The following is a 24,521-nucleotide window of genomic DNA, read 5'->3' as shown; positions in this document are numbered from 1 at the left end:
TCTAACATTACATGAAACGATATATATGATTAGATACTATTTATCGAGTTTGTTCATATCCAAGCGATTTACACTACCAATAAAGCTATTATAGGATTCGATCATATCATTGTAATGATCAGCTGTTTGGTCACCTAAGAATGTACGAATTCTACCAATAGTTGTATTTAAATGATTTTTAGCAGAGTTATAGTCCGGACTAGTAATGCTGCTGGACACATCCATGATACCTTGCAACTCTTGGTTCGCCGCATTTACATCGATTTGCTTGCCTTCTTCAAAGCTATCCAATAATGCAGTTAAACGTAAATGAACTTCTTGAGCAGCAGCTGCATTTTTCTTACCGGAATCTTTAAGTTCTTTCAACTGTTCTTGTTGATTTTCCGTATTATGTTTGTGAATTACTGCGTCTAGCTGATTATATGCTGCATAGAATTGATCATATAATTGAACGTATTTAGGTCCTAATTGTTGTTCCTTAGCATAATTATCTGCTTGATATGAATTAGTTTGGTAGTACGTATCCAATTCATTTGCTACTGGTACAATGTCCTTTAATACGGTTAATACGTTATCAAGAGGTTCCTTCATATCATCATATGGTATACCCGCATCTTTAGCGGCTTGTAATTTTTGTTGTAAGCTATCAAACTTTGGTGCCATAAAGCTTGATAAATGTTGACCCTCTCTTAGTTTTTGAATGGAAGGATTAATAGCATATCCAAAGCGTACGGTACCACTGTTAAAATTACCAACTGCTTCAATATACTGATTAAAGACTTGAATGTCTTTTTGCGATGCCTTTTGAGCACCTTGCTGCACCCCATTGGCAATCTTAGAAAAACTACAACCACTCAAAAATAATGGAGCTGTTAGAGTAGATGCACACAATACGGCTGTTAACATTTTCTTTACTAGTGGTTTCATAATGACCCTCTCATTTAAATCACACACAAGTAACAGTTTATGATTAAATTATATATCATATATGTTATTTATGAAAGTATCAACCGTATTTTTTATGAAATTTGTTTCATGAATATGCTTTCACAAGCACATAAAAAGGCATAGTATACATCTCCATTGGGGTAAACCCAATAGTAATGTTTATACTATGCCTTTTCTGGATACATCTTATATGTCTAAATCAGTATGATAGCTAATCGGAGTGTCTTAATAGATAAGTTATGCCAGCTTATCAAATAGGTATGTAGCTATCTACTTATTTAATGGACTTATCGAAAACGCCAATTAATTCTTCAACGGCTTGAGATTCGCTCATTTCACCATCTAAGACGGCTGCTTCCACTTCGCCCATACGACCTTGAATGACGACATTATTAAAGAATAGGTTGTGCAAGTGTTCGTCAATCATATCGCGTACCCAACGGAGGGATTGTTCTTGACGGCGTTTTAAGAAGACCCCATTTTCTTTGCCTTGTTCAGTAAATTCTTGGATTACATCCCACAATTCATCGAGGCCATCCTTTGTAACGGCTGAGCAAGTGTAGGCTTGGGTTTTCCATTTTTCCGTAGCAGGACGAATGTAATGCAACATCCGATCGTAATCGCTACGAGCGATGAGAGCGCGCTTGAGGTTATCCCCATCAGCCTTGTTGACCACAATAGCATCGGCCAGCTCCATAACGCCTTTTTTGATGCCTTGTAATTCATCGCCTGCACCTGTTAATACGATGAGCATAAAGAAATCTACCATGGAACGCACGGTAACTTCACTTTGCCCAACCCCAACGGTTTCAACGAGAATGATATCGTATCCAGCAGCCTCGCAAAGTAGCATGGTCTCTCTACTTTTACGAGCTACACCGCCTAGTGTACCACCTGCCGGCGATGGACGGATATACGCGTCAGGATGTTTCGTCAATGTTTCCATCCGCGTCTTATCGCCCAAAATACTGCCCTTTGTGACTTGGCTCGTAGGGTCTACAGCAAGTACGGCTACCTTGTAACCTGCTTCAATGAGCATATTGCCAAAGGCTTCAATAAATGTACTTTTACCGGCCCCAGGCACACCAGTAATACCGATGCGCAACGCCTTGCCCGTGCGAGGCAATATAGCTTGCAATACTTGTTGAGCTAATTTAAAGTGTTCCTTATTATTACTTTCTACTAACGTAATAGCCCGTGAAAGTATAACGCGGTCCCCCTGCTCGATACCGCGTACATAATCAGCGACAGTTAACTTCTTTCGCCGCTGTACGGGACGTACCGACGGAGCCAGATGAGCGGAGCTAGACAAGAGGCCATCGTGCATTTCCTTGACGCCTTTCATTACATGACACGCAAAGGTATCATCTTTCTTCGCATCTTCTGGCACCCAATCGGGACGGTAGGTACTACCCTCGGCGCTTGCGTTTTTTACACCTAATTCAGGGGCCTTGCCTTCACCAGTGGTGAAGGTAGCATCCTGAGTCGTATGCAATACGTCCGGGGTAGGCCGTTTGTTATCAGTCATTAGACTCGTCTTGAACGTGACTAGTCAATGTTTCTAGCAATTTCTTAGCCGCTACAGGCAAGACTGTACCAGGGCCAAAGATAGCCACTGCGCCATGTTCGCGTAGGAATTCATAGTCCTGAGCAGGGATTACGCCACCAATGGCAACCAAAATATCTCCACGACCTCGTTTGTTGAGCTCTTCCACAAGTTGAGGTAACAATGTTTTGTGACCTGCCGCAAGGGAACTGAATCCGACGATGTGAACGTCATTATCCACCGCATCTTGAGCTGTTTCTTCTGGAGTTTGGAACAAAGGTCCGATATCCACATCAAAGCCCATATCCGCGAAGGATGTAGCGATAACTTTGGCACCGCGGTCATGACCATCTTGGCCCATCTTCGCAATCATGATACGAGGGCGACGACCTTCGAGTTCTTCGAAGTCATCTGCCATTTGACGTACTTCTTTGATAACATCGTCATCTTCGTATTCGCTGGAGTATACACCGGAAATAGAGCGGATAACCGCTTTATGACGACCGCAAACTTTTTCAACAGCAAAGGAAATTTCACCTAAGGATGCACGAGCACGAGCAGCTTCAAGTGCAAGAGCAAGCAAGTTGCCTTCCCCGGATTCTGTAGCATTGGTAATCGCTTCGAGGCAGGATTGAACCTTATCTTCATCACGGTTAGCACGCAATTGTTCGAGACGACGGATTTGCGCTTCTCGTACAGCCGTGTTATCTACGTCGAGGATATCCAATGGATCTTCTTTATCTAGACGATATTTATTGATACCAATAATTGCTTCACGGCCAGAGTCGATACGAGCTTGGCGACGAGCTGCCGCTTCTTCGATACGCATCTTAGGAAGACCAGTATCAATCGCTTTCGCCATACCGCCAAGGGATTCGATTTCTTGGATATGACCCCAAGCACGGCGAATCAATTCATCAGTCAAGGCTTCTACGTAGTAGGAACCGCCCCATGGGTCGATAACTTTACATACCTTAGTTTCATCTTGAATGTAAAGCTGAGTATTACGGGCAATACGAGCAGAGAAGTCCGTAGGCAACGCAATAGCTTCATCAAGCGCATTGGTATGTAGAGATTGGGTATGGCCCAATGCAGCACCCATCGCTTCCATACATGTACGAGCTACGTTGTTGAATGGATCTTGTTCTGTTAAGGACCAACCAGATGTTTGGCTATGTGTACGAAGAGCCATGGATTTAGGATTTTCAGAACCGAAGCTCTTAATAATCTTAGCCCACAACATACGAGCTGCACGCATTTTCGCTACTTCCATGAAGTAGTTTTTACCGATTGCCCAGAAGAAGGACAAACGTGGCGCGAATTTATCTACGTGAAGGCCTGCATTTACACCGGTACGGATGTATTCAAGACCATCGGCCAAGGTGTAACCTAATTCGATATCTGCCGTAGCGCCTGCTTCTTGCATATGGTAGCCAGAAATGGAGATACTGTTGAATTTAGGCATGTACTGAGAAGTGTACGCAAAGATATCACCGATAATGCGCATGGACGTAGCTGGAGGGTAAATATAGGTATTACGTACCATGAATTCTTTCAAGATATCATTTTGGATTGTACCAGCCATAACCTTTTTATCAACGCCTTGTTCTTCACCAGCTAGGATGTAGAACGCCATGACAGGCAATACGGCGCCGTTCATTGTCATGGATACGGACATTTGGTCGAGAGGAATACCGGAGAACAGAATTTCCATATCGAGGATGGAGTCTACCGCAACACCGGCTTTACCAACGTCACCTACTACGCGAGGATGGTCGGAGTCGTAACCACGATGTGTGGCAAGGTCAAAGGCGATAGACAAACCTTTTTGGCCCGCTGCCAAGTTACGACGGTAGAACGCATTAGATTCTTCTGCTGTGGAGAAACCAGCGTACTGACGTACTGTCCAAGGACGAGTTACGTACATTGTGGAATAAGGTCCACGCAAGAATGGAGGTACACCAGCCATGTAGTCAAGGTGTGTCATTCCTTCATAATCCATCTCTGTGTAGAGAGGTTTTAGTTGGATTTGCTCCATTGTCGTATTATATAAATCTTCAAAGCTTTTTCCTGTTTCTTTTTGAAGTTCAGCAAGCCATGCATCGCGAGATGTCGGCGACTGAGATCCCAAGCCAAGAGAGGAGAAGTCTGGATTTTTAAACATGAGCTCACATCCCTTTCTTATCTTGTAACGTATGTAAGATTTCGTAGCAATTTGCACGAACGGAAATGAAGTCGTCTACGCCAGCTTCACGGTATACAGGCTCAAGGTCCTTAGGAGGCGCCCCTGCCAAAATAACTGTTACATTCGGCATAGTTTCTTTCAACTCTTTAGCGAGTGGTGGTACTAATTCTGGATATGTATCATCTGTGGAACAGATAACGACAACATCGGCACCACTTTCACGAGCAGCCTTCGCCGCATCAGCCGTTGTTTCATGTCCATCATTTTTAATAACTTCAAAAGCACCTACTTCGAAGAAGCCTGTGGAGAAGTCCGCACGAGGTTTATGTTGAGGGATTGGGCCCATATTAGCCAAGAACACCTTCACATTATCTTTCGTACGTTGTTTATACGCTTCAGTGCGCATACGAAGTGCTTCAAATTGTTCAGTCCAGCGATGTGCTGTAATTGGTTCGATTGTTTCAGAAGCAATATCGCCTGCATCTAAAGCCTTACGGATTTGACGGATTGTCAATTTCTGTAATGCTCCAAGCTCGATAAGGCCTATCAACGCACCTGGTTCTGTTGTACTTGCTTCTAGAGTAGCCTGTGCTTTCACAACCGCATCAGCCTCTGCACCTGCCAAGTACTCATCGATTTGAGCAGCTCGTTTTTGACGCAATGTTTCTTGATTTTCTGGTTTAGGATCAAGCAATTCTTCCGTCATGTTCGCATACATGTTGTTACCAACTGCAACATCCTTACGGAATGCAAGGTTCTTAAAGCGTTCATCGAGAATGGCTTTAACTTGAGCTTGAGGATAGCCTTCTTTCAACGCTGCAATAATGCCGCCTTTAGACTCAATAGTTTGGAACTCAGCCCAGATTTTTTCACATAGTTCAGCAGCCAATGTTTCCACGTACCAGGAACCGCCTACAGGGTCCACAGGTTGGCGCAACTCGAATTCAGTTTGCAACATAACTTGGATGTTACGGGCAATACGGCGAGAGAAATCGTCTGCTTTGCGAATTGGTTGGTCAAACGGAGATACTTCAAGGCTGTTCAAACCGCCTACAACGCCAGAGAATGCTTGTGTTGTATTGCGCAACAAGTTTACATATGGGTCGTATACAGTTTTTGTGAAAGCCGATGTTCTGCCGTGTACATGAACGGCGCGGTCCGCTTTTTCAGCACCGAAAGCTTCCATAATGCGAGCCCAAAGTACGCGTAACGCACGTAATTTAGCGATTTCCATAAAGAAGTTAGCACCTAAGGAGAATGTGAACATCATGCTCTTCGCGATGGTGTGAATGTCGATGTTGCGTTGCGCTAGTTGACGCACATAGCACACAGCCGTTGCCAATGCATAGGCAACCTCTTGCACATCGTTAGCGCCGCCATTAGCGTATACATCACCGGATACAAGCACTGTTTTAAGCTCTGGAGCTTGCTCTTTAGCCCATACAACAGTATGTGCCATTTCATCAAAAGCTGTATCTAAGGAAATGTGCAAAGCACCATCTTTTGCCAAAACACCGATAGGATCGGCACCAACGAGACCTTTCAAATCAGACGTTTGTTTTTTAGCCCCTTTCACTGTAGCCGCTAACATGCCAAGCAAGATGGCTGCAGAAGCACCAGTTTCAATATACAAAGGATTTTCCTTCAGATTGAAGCGGTCGATCAATTGTTTGCAGTCATCCATGGTGGATACAGATGTACCACCAACGCCAACAGATGCGCCTACTTGCACGTCTTGATCATGACGTGTTGCTTCATCTAGGCGGATGTTGTGAATAGTGCCACCTTTTACAATCTCGTATAAACTTGCATGATTAGCATCTTTAGGCAAAGAGTCATCTACATATTGGGATACACCCCAAGAGTCTTTAATATAACCACTTGCCTTCGTGCCACGTAGGAACTCGCCTGCCCCAGGGTATACGCCCTTTGGAATTGCTTCTGCATGCAATGCAGGTGTGTAAATCGGCTGCAACGTAATACCTTCATAGGTTTTCGTGAACATCTTCTTGTGGAAGTCGCCACCCTTTAACGCCTTTTCAACCTCTGCCTGCCATTGTTCATACGTAGGTTTCTCAAATTCATCAAAGGATACAGGAGCTAATAGATCGCGTTCAGCATCCTTTGAAGTCTTTTTGTCAGACATATATGTGCCTCCTTTTCAACTCGAAACCATACCGAGAAACAGCGCACCGTACCTACAATTGTTATGCTTATACACCACCAAAGCTTTCTTATCTATGGATCACATCAACCTCAAATCTGTGTCCATCAGTTTACTAACAATAAAGCCTGATGCATATGCTCAACAGTCACTTTCAAGGGCAATAAAAAAACGTGCCACCCAAAAGTGACACGTAAGGTTCCTTGTTGAAAAGTATGCCAAAAAACACTGAAACCAGCATACTTCAATCCCCTTCCTATCGCTCGTAGGTACATAACGGTGATTATCAAATAGGCAGTTCTCCTGGCTCGGGCTCATCGCCTTGCTTTCGCCTTCCCAGATTGCTCCAGTGACATTTTTGAAAGCAGGCTCGTCCTTACAGTGGCGGGACCGCATCGGCTTGTACCGATTTCTCTATTAAGTCTTGCGACACCTATTCTCTATATTCGTTGTTCTAAGACCAATATAGTGTAAGATTATGCACAAAGTCAATGAACATAACAGTTAATCATAAGTATCAAATTTTAGGTTATAACTAATGCATATTTAAAATGACAAAAACTCATCACTTTCAAATATACGTATTCATTGTCTGCAAATCGAGTTATAAATCGAGTACAAATCATCATAAGATCTAAGCCCACGCACAAACGCACCCACAATGCGTGATATAATGAATACAATCACAAGGAGGCATTATGGAGCATACAAGTAAAAAAGGTCTAATAACAGCCCTTAGTTGCTATATCATCTGGGGCTTACTCCCTCTCTATTGGGCATTATTAAACCATGTTTCACCATATAATATACTGGCACAGCGCATTATCTGGTCAGGCATTTGCATGGCCATCGTCGTATTTGGCCTACATTTTAAACAGTTCAAAAAGGACTTTCAATTACTAAAAGAACAGCGTTCACAACTATTACTACTGTTGATGGCATCAGTCATCATCAGCGTAAATTGGTTTACCTACATTTGGGCCATCGCCAACAACCAAGTTATGGACACGAGCCTTGGCTATTACATCAACCCACTCTTCAATGTGGTGTTAGGTGTCATCCTATTTAAAGAGGTTCTATCTGTACCAAAAAAGCTAAGTGTTCTCATCGCTACCATCGGCATCGCCTTGCTCACCTATCAAGTGGGATCCTTGCCGTTAGTGTCGATGATCCTCGCCGTTTCCTTTGGCCTCTATGGGGTCGTCAAAAAGAAACTACTCATCTCTCCCTTTACGAGCATCGCCTTTGAGGCTTGGCTATTAACACCGCTAGCCTTACTCTATACGATCATGATCGATAATACAGTATGGTCCTATTTCAGCACAGACTGGTATACGTCCATGCTACTCATAGCCTGCGGTCTAACAACATCGGTTCCATTGGTGCTATTCTCCTATGGAGCCCAACTATTGCCGCTCAACCTACTAGGCTTCCTACAATATGTCTCCCCTACCATTGCCTTGTTGCTAGCTATTTTCTACTTTGGTGAAAGCTTTGGTACACCACAAATGATCGCCTTTGGTTGTATCTGGATAGCCTTAGTGTTGTTTTCATTGTCAAATCAAATTACAACGCGCATTAGCCTAAAAAAGTAAGTAATATACTAACAATATAATAATCAACTAAAAAAGCTGTATCAAATGATATCCTCATTCGATACAGCTTTTTATATATAATACTTACATTAACTTATGCTTATATAATATCCACACTAAGTTACGCTTATATGATGCTCATACTTATATTAACTCATATATAACGTATCCATCTTAAAACGTATTAACTCTATTGATCCAATTCATTCATATTAGTTGTATTCATATTGGAAATATAACGGTTATAGGCCTCAACCATATGTTTATAATCGTTATCTTGTTTGGATCCCATATAGGTACGGATCGCACCAATCGTAGAGTTTACAGAGGTCTTAACAGGGTCATACTTAGGGCTAGAAATCCCATTCGCTAAATCACCAATAGCTTGTAGCTCTTGATTGATCGCATTTACATCTGGTTCTTTTTCACTATCTAGCTTTTCTAGGACTGCAGTAAGTCGCAAAGAAACCTCTTGTGCAGCGGCTGCATTTTTCTTACCTGCATCGCGCAATTGTTGTAATCGTTGTTGCAATCGGTCCGTGTTAATCTTATGCATTAAATTATCAAAGTCAGCATAAATAGGAATAAATTGTTCATATAACTGAACATATTTAGGACCTAATTGTTGCTCCTTAGCATAGTTATCTGTAGTATACCCTTTAGATTTATAGTATGCATCGAGCTCTTCCGCAACCGGTGTTATTTCGTTCAATTTTGAAAGTAGCTTATCTAAAGGCTCCTTCATTTCATCATAAGGAACACCTGCTTGCTTAGCCTCTTCTAATTCTTTTTGTAGCTGTTTAAAGTTTGGTGCATTAAATACAGTTAAATGCTGCCCCGCTTTTAACTCATTAAGAGTTGGCCTATTCGCATAATCAAACATTACAGCCATGCGATTAAATCGGCTTACAGCTTTTACATATTGATTAAACAATTGTACCTGATCCTGCTCAGACCGCTGCGCAATTTCCTTGCGACTCTGTTCAGTGCCCTGCCATAGCTCCGACATACTACAACCGCTCAACAATAAGGGAGATGTCAATGTAACCGCACACAACACAGCCATTGCAATCCGTTTACCCAATGGTTTCATGATGAATTCTCTCCTTTCATCAATATACAACTCTATTTATATACCTTAATTATATACCAATATAATTTATATAAATAGAATTAATGCACGCAACGCATACATCTAGTTTGTCAAGTGACTAATAGAATCAGGAGTGACCAATGGTCACCCCTGTTTTCCTTTATATACGGTTAAACTATAAATAAGAATATATAACTCCTAACAATTGTATTATACGTGTACACGTGTTACCATAAAAGGAGAGCATATGAAAGATAAAGATCTACTAAAACTGCTACTCAAAAACGGCTGGAAGGATGTACGGCAACGCGGCAGTCATCATCGTTTGAAAAAAGATAATCGAGTTGAAGTAATTGCCGTACACGGAAAAGATGTACCTGTCGGTTTATTAAATGCAATTTTAAAACGTACAGGACTAAAATGAGGAGGACCTATGAAATTTATATACCCTGCTATAATCCATGATGATGCTGATGGTTTCTGGGCTGAGTTTCCAGACTTAGAATATACTAGCAGTACAGGCTCAACGTTAACAGAGCTCGTAACTAATGCGCAAGAGGCTATGGAATTGTATATTTTAGGAGCTTTAGAAGATGGGGAAAGTTTACCTACACCTACATCTATTCGCAACTTACCTTGTACGGATACAACGTATCCTACATTAGTACAAACAGATATTGATTTAGCTAAAAATAGTAAATCCGTAAAGAAAACCTTAACAATTCCTGCATGGCTAAATGATCGAGCGCTAGCTAAAGGAATTAATTTTTCTCAACTTTTACAAGAAGCATTAGTAGAAAAAACAATGTGAATGTAAATTTACCTCATCAATTGCTCAGCAAAATTAGGACTACTGTCCACGCAATAACTGCTAAGGTGAGTAATATGATACAAAGCATCCACAGAATTGTTACGAAATAGAGCAATAATTTTAGTACATATAGCACATCAAACCATATGCTATGGCAATCTTCTAATCGCGCCATAAATTCGGAGAGATGGCGCACTAAAAATGGAACTTTCACATTAGGATTTAGCTTCTTCCAGTACAGCATAATATACGGTGTTACAAAACATCCTACAAATACTAAGTATGTAAGGAATAGAGGTGTTTCTATATTATGTTGGGACATAAACCCTGACCAGTCTACGACCATTAAACCACCAAGGTATAGAAAAACAAACCAATATATAAATCCTATCGCCTTTATAATAAGGCGAATCATCTGTTTCACATCCATGCCTATAATCCTACTAATGTTTTAAATCGCGCATTATTGTGAAAGCGTTCAAAATGGTCTTGTTCAGCGGCCACAGCTTTCACAGATGGATCAATGTTAATTGCTTTTTCAAGCCAATCAAGGGCCTTCGTATCATCCCCTTGGTCTGCATAAATAGTAGCAATGCCATACACAGACCAGGTGTTACTAGGGTCCTTTTCTAATACCTTTTCAAACCATTGTTTAGACTCATTTAATTGGCCTTGTAATTTGTACACCATAGCCATGTTGTAGTAGTTCGCTACATTATTAGGATCTAGGTCATATGATTTTTTAGTATCTGTTAAGCCCTTAGCTGTATCACCATTTAACGCCGTAGCGAAGCCACGGATGGAGTACGCCTCTGCATTATTAGGATTATCCTTAATAGAAGCTGATGCTTCCTCGATGGTTTTAGCATAATCGCCAGAGGATAAAGCCTGCTTAGCTGCCATTACGTGAGCATCTTGACCTTGCTCTATTTTAGCTTGTTCGTTAGCTGTTGTAGGTTTAGAGTCTTGTTGGGTCTTAGTCTCTGTGCCACAACCTAATAGGCTAAGCAAACAAAGACATAATAGAATATATTTCATACCATACCTCTATATTATCTATATAATACAACCACATTATGTCGTATATATTCATTATTTAATATGATTACAATATGTAGTAGTAACTTATAATTTATTTAATACCATTACAATTATACCAAAACTATATACAAAAAAGGACGAGCCGCAACTCGTCCTTTTTCGTTATATGGTAGGTAATGTTATAAATCTTATTTTTTTGCTTTAGAGCAACGGTCTAATAGGAATGCAACGCCTACGAATGGGATGCCACCGCTTTCACCAAGACCAATTTCACATGTGGAACTAGAGCTTACACCTAGTGTAGCGCCGTATTCAGCAATTTCACCAGCAAGGTCTTTTGTAGCAGATTTGTTAAGTTCTGGTGTGAAGAAACCTTTTTGACCAGCAAAGCCGTCGCATGCGAAGGATTTAATGTTGAATACATGGTCTGTACAGAGGCGAGCCAAGTCTTCAATGTATTGAGATTTGTTCAAAGATTTAATCTTACATTGTTTGTGTACGATTACGCGTTCATCGCATTTTTCAATGTCAAGATGAGGCACAACATATTTGCACAAGAATTCAGAAATATCGTTGATTTCTAAGTCTGGCATATGTTTGAATGCATGATTGAAGCACGCACTATGGTCAATCATGATTGGATATTTACCATTTTGAGATGCTTTCATCAATGCATCGTGCAAGTCTTTAACAGCACGTTCATGAACGTCATCATAGTTTTCAAAGCTCAAACCACAGCAGAGGTTTTCGATATGTTCTGGATAAATAATATCGATATGAGCCTTGTTGCAAAGGCTTTCCACTACTTGTTGTAAGCTGCGATCATCATCATAACCTTGGTTAGGTTTAAATGCGCGGTTCGCACAAGTACTGAAGTATACAACCTTTTCAAAGTTAGTTGGTTTAATACGGTTTTTCAATTTATAGCGATTAGCCTTAGGTGTTGTTTTAGGAACATATGGTGTAACACCAGTTACGCCATGCAAACCTTCAGTAATCTTAGAAATCGCTTTTTGTGTAATGATAGAACCTGCAATACCTTCTAGGCTTACACCGGCACGGCACATTTGAAGTGTTGTGGAGAAGTTATCATAAATTTTCTTAGCCAATTCTGGTGCAGGTGGATCGATGCGGCGCATGGACAATGCGATTTGAGCAGTATCGATGCTGAGTGGGCAAAGACCTTTACACATAGAGCAAGCAGCACAAGTATCTACGCCGAAGTATTCGTAACCTTTTCTAAGTTCAGATGCCAATGTGAAGTTACCTTCGTTTTCAAGGCGTTTAGTTTCGCGCAACAATGCGATACGTTGACGTGGAGTCAATGTTAAGTTACGGCTTGGACAATGTTTTTCACAGAAACCACATTCCATACAGATTGTGAAAGCATCATCGATAACGCATTGAGCTTTAAGGTTTTTCTTGTACACATCTGGGTCATCAGTAATCATAACATCAGGGTTCAAGATGCGTTCAGGGTCAAAGATGGCTTTGATGCGACGGTTGATTTCGTACGCTTTTTTGCCCCATTCCATTTCAACGAATGGTGCTACCATGCGGCCTGTACCATGTTCGGCTTTCAAAGAACCACCGAAACCAGATACGCGTTCGGACATTTCTTTTACCAAGTCGCCGAAGTTCTTAGTATCTTTAGGGTCGCTGAAGTCAGGTGTAATGTTAAAGTGAACGTTACCAGACAAAGCATGACCGAAGATTACGCCACCGTCTACGAAATCGTATTTGTGGAATAATTCAGTAAGCATTTCGATGCCTTTAGTGAAGTCTTCGATTTGGAAGCAAACGTCTTCTGTGATAACAGTAGTACCTTTTCTACGTTGACCACCAACGATTGGCAAGATACCTTTACGGATAGCCCACCAAGAATCGTATTCCTTAGGATCTTGAGAATAAAGACTTGGGATAGCTGTTGGGATGTCTTTCAATTTATCTTTAATGAAAGCTAAATTTTCATCTACAGTTTCTTTGGAGTAGCTTTCAGTTTGGAACAAGATAGCGCTTGTACCTTCTGGCACTTCACGAACGAAGTCTGGTACATTTTCAAGAGTTTGAACGGCTTTCAAGGATTGATAGTCCATCATTTCTGCAGCTACAACCTTATCGCGGCCCATATTAGCCAAGGCCACAACGGCCAAGGATGCATCGTTCAATGTTTTGAAGAACATGAGACCGCAACCTTTATGAGGTACGTCTTCAACAGTGTTGTACACGATTTCAGATACGAAGCCCAATGTACCTTCAGAACCGATAAACAAGTGATTGATGATGTCGATGATGTCTTCGAAATCAACAAGGGAGTTCAAGCCATAGCCTGTAGTATTTTTGATTTTGTATTTGTGATGAATCAAATGAGTCAATTCTTCGTCGGCTAAGATTTCTTTGCGCAATTGCAAGATTTCTTCTACCATTTGAGGTTTTTCACGAAGGAATTGTTCAATGGATTTTTTGTCCGATGTATCAAGAACAGTACCGTCTAGCAATACAACGCGGATGGAACGGATTGTTTTATAGGAGTTTTGAGCCGTACCACAGCACATACCAGAGGAGTTATTGTTCAAAATACCACCTACTAATGCTGTTGCAAGCGTAGCAGGATCTGGACCGATTTTGCGGTTGTATGGTTTCAATAAATCGTTGGCATCAGAACCGATAACACCACATTCGCATTTTAAAGCCTTGCCATCGTCGATAACTTCCATTTTTTTGAAGCCATCATTACATACGATGAGCACGTCTTCACTGGAGCATTGACCAGACAAAGAAGAACCGGCCGCACGGAATGTAAATGGTGTACCACATTGTTGGCACAAACGAATAAGGCGTCGTACTTCGCGTTCATCTTCAGCCTTTACAACAACCTTTGGTAAATAGCTATAGCAGGACGCGTCAACGCCATATGCATAACGACGTAAATGATCGGTATACACACGATCTTTACAAATCTCTTTTGCCTCCTTGGCAAAACGTTCATAATCTCTAGTAAGCGTACTCACTTATATTTCCTCCTATCCTCTCTTAAGGAATTCGTCTTATATTGTCTAATATTTAGTATACGCCGTTCTCATTCTCACTACTATAATTATGCATAAATTATATCTCTTCTAATAATTCTCGATATGCATTGCTTTTTTATTCCTTTAGTTGAAAGTGCATCTCAATAGCATTATCATGTACTCATCTTTTCATATGTTATATTAAAACTATTTTATTTACTAAGCATATTCATAACGCCATAACAAATGAGTGCTAAACATCCCATAAAACATGAGTTACACTGCATATAATTCTATAGGAAATAGTTTGCAAAAATTATGCATAAATTCAGTATAATTTATTTTTTTGTTTTCTCGTTCTCATTTATATTTAGTTATGACTTTTACTCATACCTTTTTATATTGCCTGCCTAATACGCTCATTCATAGTTTCTTTACATATAAAAAGACCTCTAGTAATAACTCTTTCGAGTAACCTCTAGAGGGCTTATATTATCCAAGAATACCAGATTTAAGAATAAGGCGTACCGCCAATGCAAAGACGGCAACACTCATAAGGGCAAGGATAGATTTTGCTTTCAAACGTTTAGCGATGCGCGCCCCTGCTTGAGCACCAAAGATAGCACCAATGCTAGTAGGGATAGCAATGCTAAAGACGATATGATTTTCGATTAAATGTGTTATAACACCTATCGTTGTAGATACAGCAAGGATAGATTGGCTCGTAGCCGTAGCCATATGGGTTGGGAAACCCATGAGATAAATCAAGGCAGGCACATGGATGAGGCCACCGCCGATACCAAAGATACTGGAGATAAATCCTACAAAAAAGCTAATGCTAATACCGATAGGCTTGCTATAGGTTAGCTGATCAAGGGTAAGGCTTTCTTCCTTCCGCTCCCCTTTTCGGAAATTCTTAAACCCAATCAAACCTGAAGCACAGAGCATAAAGCACCCAAAGGCAAACATAAAGCCCTTACCAGAGAACCAACCAGACATTTGAGCCCCTAAAATGGCGCCTGGTAAAGTTGCTAAACTAAATACAATGGCTGCGCTGATAAGTACCTTTTTCTGTTTAATATACGCAATGGATCCAGAAATGGCATTACACATAACAGAAAATAGCGATGTACCTACAATCATAGATGGAGACCACTCAGGGAACCAATACATAAAGAGAGGTACAAATACAAGCCCTCCACCAGCACCGATGATGGTGCCCAGCATAGCAGCTAAAAAGCCAACTATGGTAAAGAAGATATAAAATACTATAATGTTATCCAGCATTATAAGGCCTCCCTTTACTTAGATTGGAAAAATCTCTTTGCTATAACTGATTCGATTGGAAAAATTCTTTCGCTGCTTTTAATCGTCCTCGTTCACAAGAGACTTGTAGTTCGTCGCCCGGTTCGAGTTTCACATCGCCAAGTGGCACAATGTATGTACCGTTACGGCGTATGCTAACAATTAATGTCCCATCTGGCAAGGCCAAGTCTTGTAGTTGTACATCTGTATAATTTGCCACTACAGGCACCTTCGTTTGGAAGAAGGTTTGTACAGATTCTAAATTGTTTTGACCACTCATAGCTTGTAATAAAGAATCGTAAATAGGCGGTTCTTTTAACAGCTCTGCCACAAGGTAGGCCACGATGGTAACGGTACCGATGGCATAAATATTAGAGAAGCTATTCGTCATTTCAAGGACTAGTAAAATCGCCAAAATTGGGGTTCGCATAGCCGCCGCTAGCATACCGCCCATGGCGCAAATAACGAATTGTGGTACAAAATCAGGAGAAATAATGCCCACAGATGAAAGCAAGCTTTCACAAAAGGCACCTGCCGAAGCACCTATAACGAGCATTGGCAAGAATATACCGCCTTGCGCACCACTGCCATAGCAGAAGGTGGTAAGCAAAATCTTGCCTAATACGATGCCCCCTAGAAGCAGGACACCATGAGATTGAAAAGCAAGATGACCAACTAAATCATTGCCACCACCTAAGAGGAGCTGAGAATCAAAGCCGATGGCCGCTACGGCCACAAAGGTAAGGGCTAATTTCAAGAACCGAGAGCATTTGAGCCAGTCAAAGAACTTCTTAAATGCAAAGATCATGCGACAGAATAGCACCCCACAAAGCCCCATGATAACGCCCACCATAAGAAGGACTGGGAAGTACTCAAGAGGGACACCGGAGGTTACCGAAAATCCAAGGGCCGGTTCTAGGCCGAAGATACTAACCGTAATGTAATTAGAAATCAAGGTAGCCACAAAGGTTGGTACAACGAGGTACGGATAAAAGCTTTTATGGACCTCTTCAAAGACGAACATCGCTCCCGATACAGGTGCACTAAAGGCAGCTGTTAAGCCCGCCCCTGCACCAGCAGAGGTCAAGATGCGCTGCTCACGCAGTCCTGAATTCATCCAATAGGACACGATCTTGCCGGCAGAGCCACCGATTTGTACGGCTGGACCTTCACGGCCTACAGAAAAGCCTGCAAACCCTGTCAATACGCCGCCAATCATCTTGGAAACTAGTGTCCGATACGGTTTCATATCAAAGAGGCCTAGCATTTCCCCTTCGATTTGAGGAATACCAGAACCACCAGATAATGGAGCCCACGCGAGCAATCGATCTACGATAAAGGCAAAGATGACCATCATCACAAGCCAGCCTATGGCCCACTCCAGAGTAATGCCGTCCATCAAATGCCAACGAATATGCTCTGACTCAAGGATTAAATAACGATATGTAGCACCACAAAAGCCTGCAATCACGCCCACAAGAGCGCCCTTTGCAATGAGCTCCGTCAACAACATACGATTCATGGACATATCTGCTAAGGTAGAACTACGCTTATTAAATTTCCATAGCTTCATAACATCCTCCTTAGCACTGACCGAATCTGATTTATTATCTAATAACATATATACAACCGAACTATGTATTCATATCCTTAGTATACTTATGTAAACCACCATTTTCAAGAAAGGATTACGTATCAAACAGCTATCTCACTTAACGCGATGATAAAAATCTGAGTCACAACACAATAGATAGTCCTTCAAACGCAAAGCTAGCCACCTCTAAAACGAGATGGCTAGTTTTGTTAAGCAAGTGTGTAAATGTATTTTCTTTACATATTCGGAAGCATATGCAATATGTAAAGATTCTAAAGATGTAAAGTTCTTAGGGCCAGAGCTCGGCATCATTTAGACTATTAGATTATTTAGACTAGTAAAATATTTAAACTAGTCTAAATATTGATACCATATTATAGTATTAAATCCTATACATCATAAAACACTATATGCTATCAAATCTTAAAATTCCTTAGAATATGGATTCGTAAATACCGATAATTTCTTCTTTAGATGCATCCCGTGGGTTGCCTGGCGTACACGCATCGTTGAAAGCAGATTCAGCGAGGAATGGAATATCTTCTCGTTTTACACCAGCTTCGCTAAGGGATTTAGGAATGCCTACATCGTCAGCTAGCTTTTGGATCACATCGATAGCAGCTTGACGATATGTGTCTTGATCCATACCGTCTACATCAGGAACGCCCATAACGCGAGCAATTTCACGATATTTTTCGCCTGTTGCAGGAGCGTTGAATTTCAAGACTGCTGTTAAAAGCATAGCACACGCTTTACCATGAGGGATATCGTACACAGCACTCAATGGATGTGCCATGGAGTGAACAATACCAAGGCCTACATTGGAGAAGCCCATACCTGCTATATATTGACCAAGGGACATAGCTTCACGACCTGCGAAGTCACCAGCTACAGCGCTACGCAAGGAGCGACCGATAATTTCAATAGCTTTCAAATGAAGCATATCAGTGAGTTCCCACGCACCTTTAGTAATGTAACCTTCTACGGCATGAACGAGGGCATCCATGCCGGTAGATGCGCAAAGACCAGTTGGCATCGATGCGGACATATCAGGGTCCACGATGGCTACGATTGGAATGTCATGAGGGTCAACACATACAAATTTGCGGTTCTTTTCAACATCTGTAATAACGTAGTTAATAGTAACCTCAGCGGCCGTACCAGATGTGGTAGACACAGCAATAATCGGCAAGCATGGATGTTTCGTAGGTGCCACGCCTTCAAGACTACGCACATCGCCGAACTCAGGATTTGTAATAATCGTAGCAATAGCTTTACTTGTATCAATAGCACTGCCACCGCCTACAGCAACGATAGCTTCAGCACCGGCCGCCTTACAAGCTGCCACACCAGATGTTACGTTTTCAATGGTTGGATTCGGCTTAATATTGTCATATACATCATAAGCAATACCTGCCGCATCAAGTAGGTCTGTTACCTTTGTAGCTACCTTAAACTCAAATAAATCAGGTGTAGACGTAACAAGAACCTTTTTAAAATGGCGATTCTTAATTTCGTTCACAATCTCCTGAATCGCCCCTTGCCCAAAATAGGACGTACCGTTCAACATAATTCTCCGAGCCATATACATTCACTCCTAACGAATAAAAAATAAACCGATAGAGAATAACTATACTAAGTAATTCTCTATCGGTTTATTAAAATCCTTGAAACTGTGTTATGTATACACTATATAATCATTGTAATATTTCGTTTTCTCATCAAGCGTAATAGGGAATCTAAAGACTTAAACGGCTTAGACATAAGTCCCTCCTACAAACAAAAAAGCTCGCCGACCCTTGAGTCGACGAGCGTTGTACGTTGCCCGTAAGCTTCGCACAGTTTCTCTGTGTAATAACTATAACAAAGTTCTCCCTCGAGTGTCAACTCAGATGCGATTTCAATGAATAGTACTTCCACTTTCTATATTCGTTATATGGTTAATTAATTCCTGCAACAAAAACAAATAGTCTAAGAAATTTTAGTTATCTTCATAAGCAAAATCCGTTTCACAGATTCATCGAGTCGTTCTTTAGAGATTCGGCCGTCTTTTACGGCTTTCATAAGGCCATTGTACGCTTCTTGCATGTGTTCGTACTCGTGACATACGAGCAAGATATCGCTGCCAGCCAAGATAGATTGAACCGCCATATCGCCAAAGGTGTAGTGTTTTGCAAGAGCGCCCATATCCATATCATCCGTTACGACAACGCCGTTATAGCCCATATCCTTGCGCAACCAGTCTGTAATGATAGCTTTAGATAGACTAGATGGATGGTCTGGATCGATTTGAGGATACATCGCATGAGACACCATAATTGCATATGTATTCGGTTTAGACTGTTTAATGAGGTCTACAAATACCTTTGTATCTTCATTCAACAATGTCTCTTTAGACACTGGCACAACACTGGTATCAGCATGTAAATCGACATCCGTTTTACCAATACCTGGGAAGTGTTTGTAAGAATACCACAAGCCCGCTTCATCATAGGCCTTGCCTACTGCACTGGCATAGCGTACGACCTCATCAGGGTTCGTACTAAAGGAACGGCCATAGGTTAATCCCAAGTCCGCTACAGGAGCAAAATTAATGTTGAATCCCAAGTCTTTAAGTTCCGTGCCAGACTGTTTGGCCAAGGATACCGCTTGTTCAATAGGCTCCTTACCTAATTCTTCTGCAGGAGGAACCTTGATGAGCTGATCCTCCATGCGCGCCACCGCGCCCCCCTCTTGGTCGATGCCGATGAACAATGGTGTTAAACCGGCACTTTTACCAGTTTTATTAATATCTGTAATGAGCGATTTCACTTGATCCTTGGACTCCATATTGCGGTCAAACAAGATGATGCCGCCCACGCGGTACTCATTGAGCATAAACTTCGCATCATCGTTCAAGGTCTTGCCATGGATGCCAATCATCAACAATTGGCCCACCTTGTCTGCATCAGACATATTAGCTACTAATTTATCCACCTTTTCCTCTGGTGAAAGCTCGCTCTGTGCCACAGATTCATAGGTTACAGGCTCTGCTTTAGAAGTAAATGGATTATGTAAACCGCAGCCCGTTGTAAGCGCCAATGCGCCAATCATCGTAGCCGCTACGATACGTCGAAACATATATACCTCCAAAATCTCTAAAAAGTATTATGTATAGTATATCAAATAATAAAGACAACCCCAACAAGGCCAATACATGTAGTGCATCGTGAGCGTAAAAAAGACTATTACTCAAAACCTACGAATACATACCGTATTGATTCCAAGTAATAGTCTTTATATGAGTTAAGAGTAAATTTACGCTTAACTTTTGCTTAGTCTTAAATTTTGCTTAGTTTTAAATTTTACCTTGCTCTTTCATTTCTGCTAAGAGCTTTACGATGCGAGGGCCACAGCCTTTACCACCGCAAGCACCTGTGCCGGCACGTGTTGCTTCTTTTACCTCAGGAAATGTATGAGCACCATTCAAAATGGCTTCCTTAATCGTTTTACGTGTAATGCTACGGCATGTACACACCTTTGTAAGCTTGTCCAGAATCGCCTCTGGCACTTGGTTTTCTTCAAAATCCATATGTATTCCTCTTCTATTCACTTGAATATCTATATCTGTATTAATTGAAAGTTTCAATTTGATGTATCCATAGACATATCAAAATAGTAGATAAAACTGCTATATCAATCGTGTCTAGCGATACCTGAAACACCAATATATCGAAAATTTACGATTTCTATACTTAGTATATCATACTTATCGAATTATATCGATACTTTTTAATATAGTGAGGAAGATGAACTAAAGTCCTTACCATATAACGCTTACAAAATAACGTTTACGATACGCTCAAACAATTGCAAAATAGTTTGTTGTAATGGAATGAAAATCTTACTAGCAATTGGTGTATTAAGTACCAAGATCAGCAAAATCAAGCTTACAAAGCTTAAACGTTCTAATGTAAATTGCCAATTACCAGGTAATAAGCTTGTAATAATACGACTGCCATCCAATGGTGGTATTGGCATCATATTAAGAATGGCAAAGTTAATATTATATACAACAATCAGTGTCAGTATTAATTCTAATGATTCATTCGTCAACAAGCCATAGCTTTCAAGAAAACGAAGAGCTAAGTAGCCTAAAAAGGCCATCAACACATTAGATGCCGGCCCCGCAATAGATACTAAAGTTGAATCTGTGCGAGGATCGCGGAAATTAGATGGATCAATCATTACGGGCTTAGCCCATCCAAAGCCACCGATAAGGAAGGCTATAGAGCCAATTAGATCGAGATGTGCCACGGGATTCAATGTCAATCGCCCCATAGAGCGTGGCGTAGAATCGCCGAGCATATCAGCTACCTTAGCATGAGCAAATTCATGTCCTGCAGCTGCGATGATAAGCGCTGGTATGGACGCCAAAATCATCGTTAAACTAATACCAGAAAATAACATAAAACTCCTTTATTGTTTAGCTTCCCATGCAGTAAAGCCTTCTTGAATGCAACGAAGAGCATTCAATGTACGAGGGTAGCCGATGTACGGCACGCATTGGGATGCGATGTTAATCAAATATTGTTTACTGTTGCCTACGTTCAAATTGCCTTCTACGTGAGCCTTAAGCTGAGGTTCACAGCCACCTTGAGCCGCTAAGAAACAGAAGGTAATCATTTCGCGATGAGCCACACTCAAGCCTTTACGCGTGTAGTAGTCACCGAACATATTAGCAAGCCATTTCTTGATATGACGTGTCTCTTCAGGGCCTTCTTGGTAAGAATTACGGATAGACTCACCAAAGATTTCAACTTGCTTTTCAACGCCCTTTTCAAGGCGAGACTCACTAGTGATTGTGCTGCGAGATGGATCTACAACAGTTTCCCCACGATAGTCAAAAATCTTATTTGTGACCTTAAAGAATGGACGCACACGACCGATGCCAAGATATGGCACAGCTTGATAAAGGAGCTCTATTACTTCATCGGGAATCAAGCCAAAGTTAAGTGCTGCTGGTAGCATCAACGCATATTCATCGACGGCAGATACACCCACTAATGTAGCAAGGATAGCCAAGAAACGATCCTTGGCAGGCACATTGCGACCCTCTTCGGTAATAACTTCGTCAAAGGCAAAATTATCAAACAATACTTCAAACTCAGGGTCGATATAACCTGCAGGGGCTGCAATATCAGGGAACATGCGCTCCGTATAGGCTTGAGCAAATTCAGATTTAGACATAGGAAACCTCCATAAACAACACTGGTGAAAGCCCAAAGGAGCTTTCACCAGCAATAGTTATGTAATTATTACGGCTTGCGCCATCAAATTATAAAGCTGGGAAAGAGAAATCAGTGCCGTATACTTCTTTCCAAGCAGCCAAGAACATGTTGTATTCATTAGAACCAGGAGTGATTTGGTACGCTTGACCATCTGGAGAGAAACGATATACAGTATGCAAGCTTGGGTGAACAATGTATTTGAACAATGTAGCTTCACCATATTGGTTGTTATGCATATTCACTACATTAATGCCGAATACATAGTTACGGCTACTATCAATACCACTGAATTGGGATGCTTTATCAAAGAAGTATGTTTCAGAACCATTTGCACTGTTTGGAACCTCTGGATAGTTAGCTAAACCATTCCAGTTTGCTGCGTTAGCAACACCACCAACTAATAATGTACCGGCTAATACAAATGCGCCTAATAAATTTTTATTCATAATGCTCTCCTTTTGCCTGAACGGCATCTCACGAACAGGTCATATCTCACATGACCTCAGTACAATACGTTATATGTATAGTATATCACATTTTATGAAAATATTAGATATATTAAATTACAGAATGTATGCATATGAGATCTTACTAAAGTACACTACATTAGCGCTTAAGCTTCTCTGCTGTTCTAGCATTAGCGTTATCGATTGCGTCTAACAATTTGTTAAGCAACATGCGCAATTGACGCGTTTCTTCTACGTCGAAAATCGGACCTGCAGATTCAGACAAGCGGCGCGGTACATGAACAGCTTCGTCACGTAATGCTTTACCAGTATCAGTAAGGGTTACCATAACGACACGTTCATCTTGACGACTACGCTTACGCTTTAAGAATGCTTTAGCTTCTAATTTCTTTAAAAGTGGTGTTAATGTACCAGAATCAAGGCGCAATACTTGACCTAGTTCTTTAACGGACAAATCACCATATTGCCACAATGCCATCATTACGATGTATTGAGTATATGTCAAATTTAACGGATCTAAGTGACTGCGATATGCATTAACAATTTCCTTCGCCACTACATAAAGTGGGAAGCTCAATTGGTTGTCTAATTTCATGTACTCTGCATCAGGTACATCTTCTTTATGTTTGTAACCTTCCAGTACGCCAATTTCTGCCATATTCTACCTCCATATGCACACAATAATCTACAAATTAATTGTACACAATTCTACAGCAAGCAGTCAACGTAAAAAATCTACTTTGTCCACAAATTTTTAAATTTGTCAATTAATTAATATATTTTTTCTTTTTTATTAAGAAAATGAGTGCATCTATAGAATTTATGGGCAGAAATCACACCATAAAACTGTGAACCTATTAATAAAATTTTTTTATATTAGAATTCAATACCACATGCGGACATCGCTTCTTCAAGACGTTTAGCATGATCTAATTCTTCTGGAATAGAATGTTCAATTAATTCAGCAATTTTATGAGCACCCTCTTCATTAGAATTGCGAACTTCATCAGCTAATTTCGTAAGGATCGTATCTGCAGACGCTTCAGCCTTGTAGAAATTAATGACCATCTTAATGAAGTCTTCCTTTGTAGCAGGACCATCGCCTAATAAATGGCTATAAATTCCGCCATGTGCTGCATCTTCTGCAGCATTTTTATAGATTGCATCAGCAATTGCATCATAACCAAGCTCTTTAGCTAAAAAATACATGGTGAAATATTGATTAGCACCGTTAATTTCTGCGTTCTTTAACATCTCAATAGTTTTTTCAAAGGATTTCCCCTTTGCAATACCATGTAAATTCATAATATTCTCCTTCTATAATAAGCTATATAGATTTAAAACTTTAAGTAGCTGCTCACATATGAATACTCAATAAAACCAAAAGCTAAAAATATAATTTTATACAATTAATATTGTAAACTCTATATCTATTTTTGTCAATATACTTGGTTTAATTAGCTAGTTAGTAAAATGTGGCCTCTTCTAGTT

At 40.8% G+C, this 24,521-nt stretch carries 21 protein-coding genes and 1 riboswitch; of the genes, 3 read left to right on the top strand and 18 right to left on the bottom strand.

What is annotated here, in order from left to right; genetic code table 11:
* Positions 1 to 36: 36 nt before the first annotated feature.
* The 4 genes from QZ334_RS00320 to QZ334_RS00305 form a co-directional block, all read right to left on the bottom strand.
* Positions 37 to 927, bottom strand: a complete 891-nt coding sequence (locus QZ334_RS00320; RefSeq protein WP_295230909.1) for a DUF3829 domain-containing protein — start codon at positions 925 to 927, stop codon at positions 37 to 39.
* A 295-nt stretch (positions 928 to 1,222) separates the two neighbouring features.
* Positions 1,223 to 2,476: a methylmalonyl Co-A mutase-associated GTPase MeaB gene (gene meaB, locus QZ334_RS00315; protein WP_295230907.1), complete on the bottom strand. Its 1,254-nt coding sequence runs from the start codon at positions 2,474 to 2,476 to the stop codon at positions 1,223 to 1,225.
* Positions 2,469 to 4,658 carry a methylmalonyl-CoA mutase gene (gene scpA / locus QZ334_RS00310; protein ID WP_295230905.1) on the bottom strand — a complete coding sequence of 730 codons (2,190 nt, stop codon included), beginning with the start codon at positions 4,656 to 4,658 and terminating at the stop codon, positions 2,469 to 2,471. The genes meaB and scpA overlap by 8 nt, the downstream gene beginning before the upstream one ends.
* A 4-nt stretch (positions 4,659 to 4,662) precedes the next feature.
* Positions 4,663 to 6,825 carry a methylmalonyl-CoA mutase family protein gene (locus tag QZ334_RS00305; protein ID WP_295230902.1) on the bottom strand — a complete coding sequence of 721 codons (2,163 nt, stop codon included), beginning with the start codon at positions 6,823 to 6,825 and terminating at the stop codon, positions 4,663 to 4,665.
* A gap of 293 nt (positions 6,826 to 7,118) precedes the next feature.
* A riboswitch (cobalamin riboswitch) is annotated at positions 7,119 to 7,295 on the bottom strand.
* 246 nt (positions 7,296 to 7,541) lie between these two features.
* Between QZ334_RS00305 and rarD the strand changes: the two genes are divergently transcribed.
* Positions 7,542 to 8,438, top strand: a complete 897-nt coding sequence (rarD, locus tag QZ334_RS00300) for an EamA family transporter RarD (protein ID WP_295230901.1) — start codon at positions 7,542 to 7,544, stop codon at positions 8,436 to 8,438.
* Between the two features lie 190 nt (positions 8,439 to 8,628).
* Here the strand turns inward: rarD and QZ334_RS00295 are convergent, their stop codons facing one another.
* On the bottom strand, positions 8,629 to 9,531 hold the full coding sequence (locus tag QZ334_RS00295) for a DUF3829 domain-containing protein (RefSeq protein ID WP_295230898.1): 903 nt from the start codon (positions 9,529 to 9,531) through the stop codon (positions 8,629 to 8,631).
* Positions 9,532 to 9,778: 247 nt separating this feature from the next.
* On the opposite strand from QZ334_RS00295, the gene QZ334_RS00290 reads away from it, so the two are divergent.
* A complete protein-coding gene (locus tag QZ334_RS00290) occupies positions 9,779 to 9,955 on the top strand; it encodes a type II toxin-antitoxin system HicA family toxin (protein WP_105093739.1) in 177 nt (58 codons plus the stop codon).
* Positions 9,956 to 9,964: 9 nt separating this feature from the next.
* Positions 9,965 to 10,342 (top strand): type II toxin-antitoxin system HicB family antitoxin, encoded by a 378-nt coding sequence (locus QZ334_RS00285; RefSeq protein WP_005384984.1) that lies wholly within the window; start codon positions 9,965 to 9,967, stop codon positions 10,340 to 10,342.
* Positions 10,343 to 10,358: 16 nt separating this feature from the next.
* On the opposite strand, the gene QZ334_RS00280 is transcribed toward QZ334_RS00285, so the two are convergent.
* From QZ334_RS00280 to QZ334_RS00220, 13 genes are all read right to left on the bottom strand, one after another.
* Entirely contained in the window at positions 10,359 to 10,772 is a 414-nt protein-coding gene (locus tag QZ334_RS00280; RefSeq protein WP_024064856.1) for a hypothetical protein, read from the bottom strand.
* A gap of 2 nt (positions 10,773 to 10,774) precedes the next feature.
* Positions 10,775 to 11,380, bottom strand: coding sequence for a tetratricopeptide repeat protein (locus tag QZ334_RS00275; RefSeq protein ID WP_295230895.1), 606 nt, complete (start codon positions 11,378 to 11,380; stop codon positions 10,775 to 10,777).
* 191 nt (positions 11,381 to 11,571) lie between these two features.
* Positions 11,572 to 14,394, bottom strand: coding sequence for an FAD-binding and (Fe-S)-binding domain-containing protein (locus QZ334_RS00270; protein ID WP_295230893.1), 2,823 nt, complete (start codon positions 14,392 to 14,394; stop codon positions 11,572 to 11,574).
* A gap of 492 nt (positions 14,395 to 14,886) precedes the next feature.
* Positions 14,887 to 15,681: a sulfite exporter TauE/SafE family protein gene (locus QZ334_RS00265; RefSeq protein WP_227721266.1), complete on the bottom strand. Its 795-nt coding sequence runs from the start codon at positions 15,679 to 15,681 to the stop codon at positions 14,887 to 14,889.
* Positions 15,682 to 15,721: 40 nt separating this feature from the next.
* Positions 15,722 to 17,272 (bottom strand): ClC family H(+)/Cl(-) exchange transporter, encoded by a 1,551-nt coding sequence (locus QZ334_RS00260; protein WP_105089937.1) that lies wholly within the window; start codon positions 17,270 to 17,272, stop codon positions 15,722 to 15,724.
* Positions 17,273 to 17,726: 454 nt separating this feature from the next.
* Positions 17,727 to 18,878, bottom strand: a complete 1,152-nt coding sequence (gene fucO / locus QZ334_RS00255; protein ID WP_295230890.1) for a lactaldehyde reductase — start codon at positions 18,876 to 18,878, stop codon at positions 17,727 to 17,729.
* Between the two features lie 386 nt (positions 18,879 to 19,264).
* Positions 19,265 to 20,413 (bottom strand): glycoside hydrolase family 3 N-terminal domain-containing protein, encoded by a 1,149-nt coding sequence (locus QZ334_RS00250; RefSeq protein ID WP_295220394.1) that lies wholly within the window; start codon positions 20,411 to 20,413, stop codon positions 19,265 to 19,267.
* Positions 20,414 to 20,630: 217 nt separating this feature from the next.
* Positions 20,631 to 20,864, bottom strand: coding sequence for a (2Fe-2S)-binding protein (locus QZ334_RS00245; protein WP_024047871.1), 234 nt, complete (start codon positions 20,862 to 20,864; stop codon positions 20,631 to 20,633).
* A gap of 245 nt (positions 20,865 to 21,109) precedes the next feature.
* Complete coding sequence (locus QZ334_RS00240) at positions 21,110 to 21,742, bottom strand: site-2 protease family protein (protein WP_295230887.1); 633 nt, start codon at positions 21,740 to 21,742, stop codon at positions 21,110 to 21,112.
* 9 nt (positions 21,743 to 21,751) lie between these two features.
* The gene (locus QZ334_RS00235; protein WP_295230884.1) at positions 21,752 to 22,522 is read right to left on the bottom strand and encodes a carboxymuconolactone decarboxylase family protein; all 771 of its coding nucleotides are present in this window, start codon (positions 22,520 to 22,522) and stop codon (positions 21,752 to 21,754) included.
* Positions 22,523 to 22,610: 88 nt separating this feature from the next.
* On the bottom strand, positions 22,611 to 23,009 hold the full coding sequence (locus QZ334_RS00230; RefSeq protein WP_105089942.1) for a hypothetical protein: 399 nt from the start codon (positions 23,007 to 23,009) through the stop codon (positions 22,611 to 22,613).
* A 160-nt stretch (positions 23,010 to 23,169) separates the two neighbouring features.
* On the bottom strand, positions 23,170 to 23,688 hold the full coding sequence (locus tag QZ334_RS00225) for a MarR family winged helix-turn-helix transcriptional regulator (protein WP_295230882.1): 519 nt from the start codon (positions 23,686 to 23,688) through the stop codon (positions 23,170 to 23,172).
* Positions 23,689 to 23,906: 218 nt separating this feature from the next.
* Positions 23,907 to 24,335, bottom strand: coding sequence for a hypothetical protein (locus QZ334_RS00220; RefSeq protein WP_295220399.1), 429 nt, complete (start codon positions 24,333 to 24,335; stop codon positions 23,907 to 23,909).
* Positions 24,336 to 24,521: the final 186 nt, after the last annotated feature.

Source organism: Veillonella sp., assembly GCF_019414865.1.
GTDB lineage: Bacteria > Bacillota > Negativicutes > Veillonellales > Veillonellaceae > Veillonella.
The sequence above is the reverse complement of the archived record's forward strand: the minus strand, read 5'-3'. Positions and strand labels throughout refer to the sequence as shown.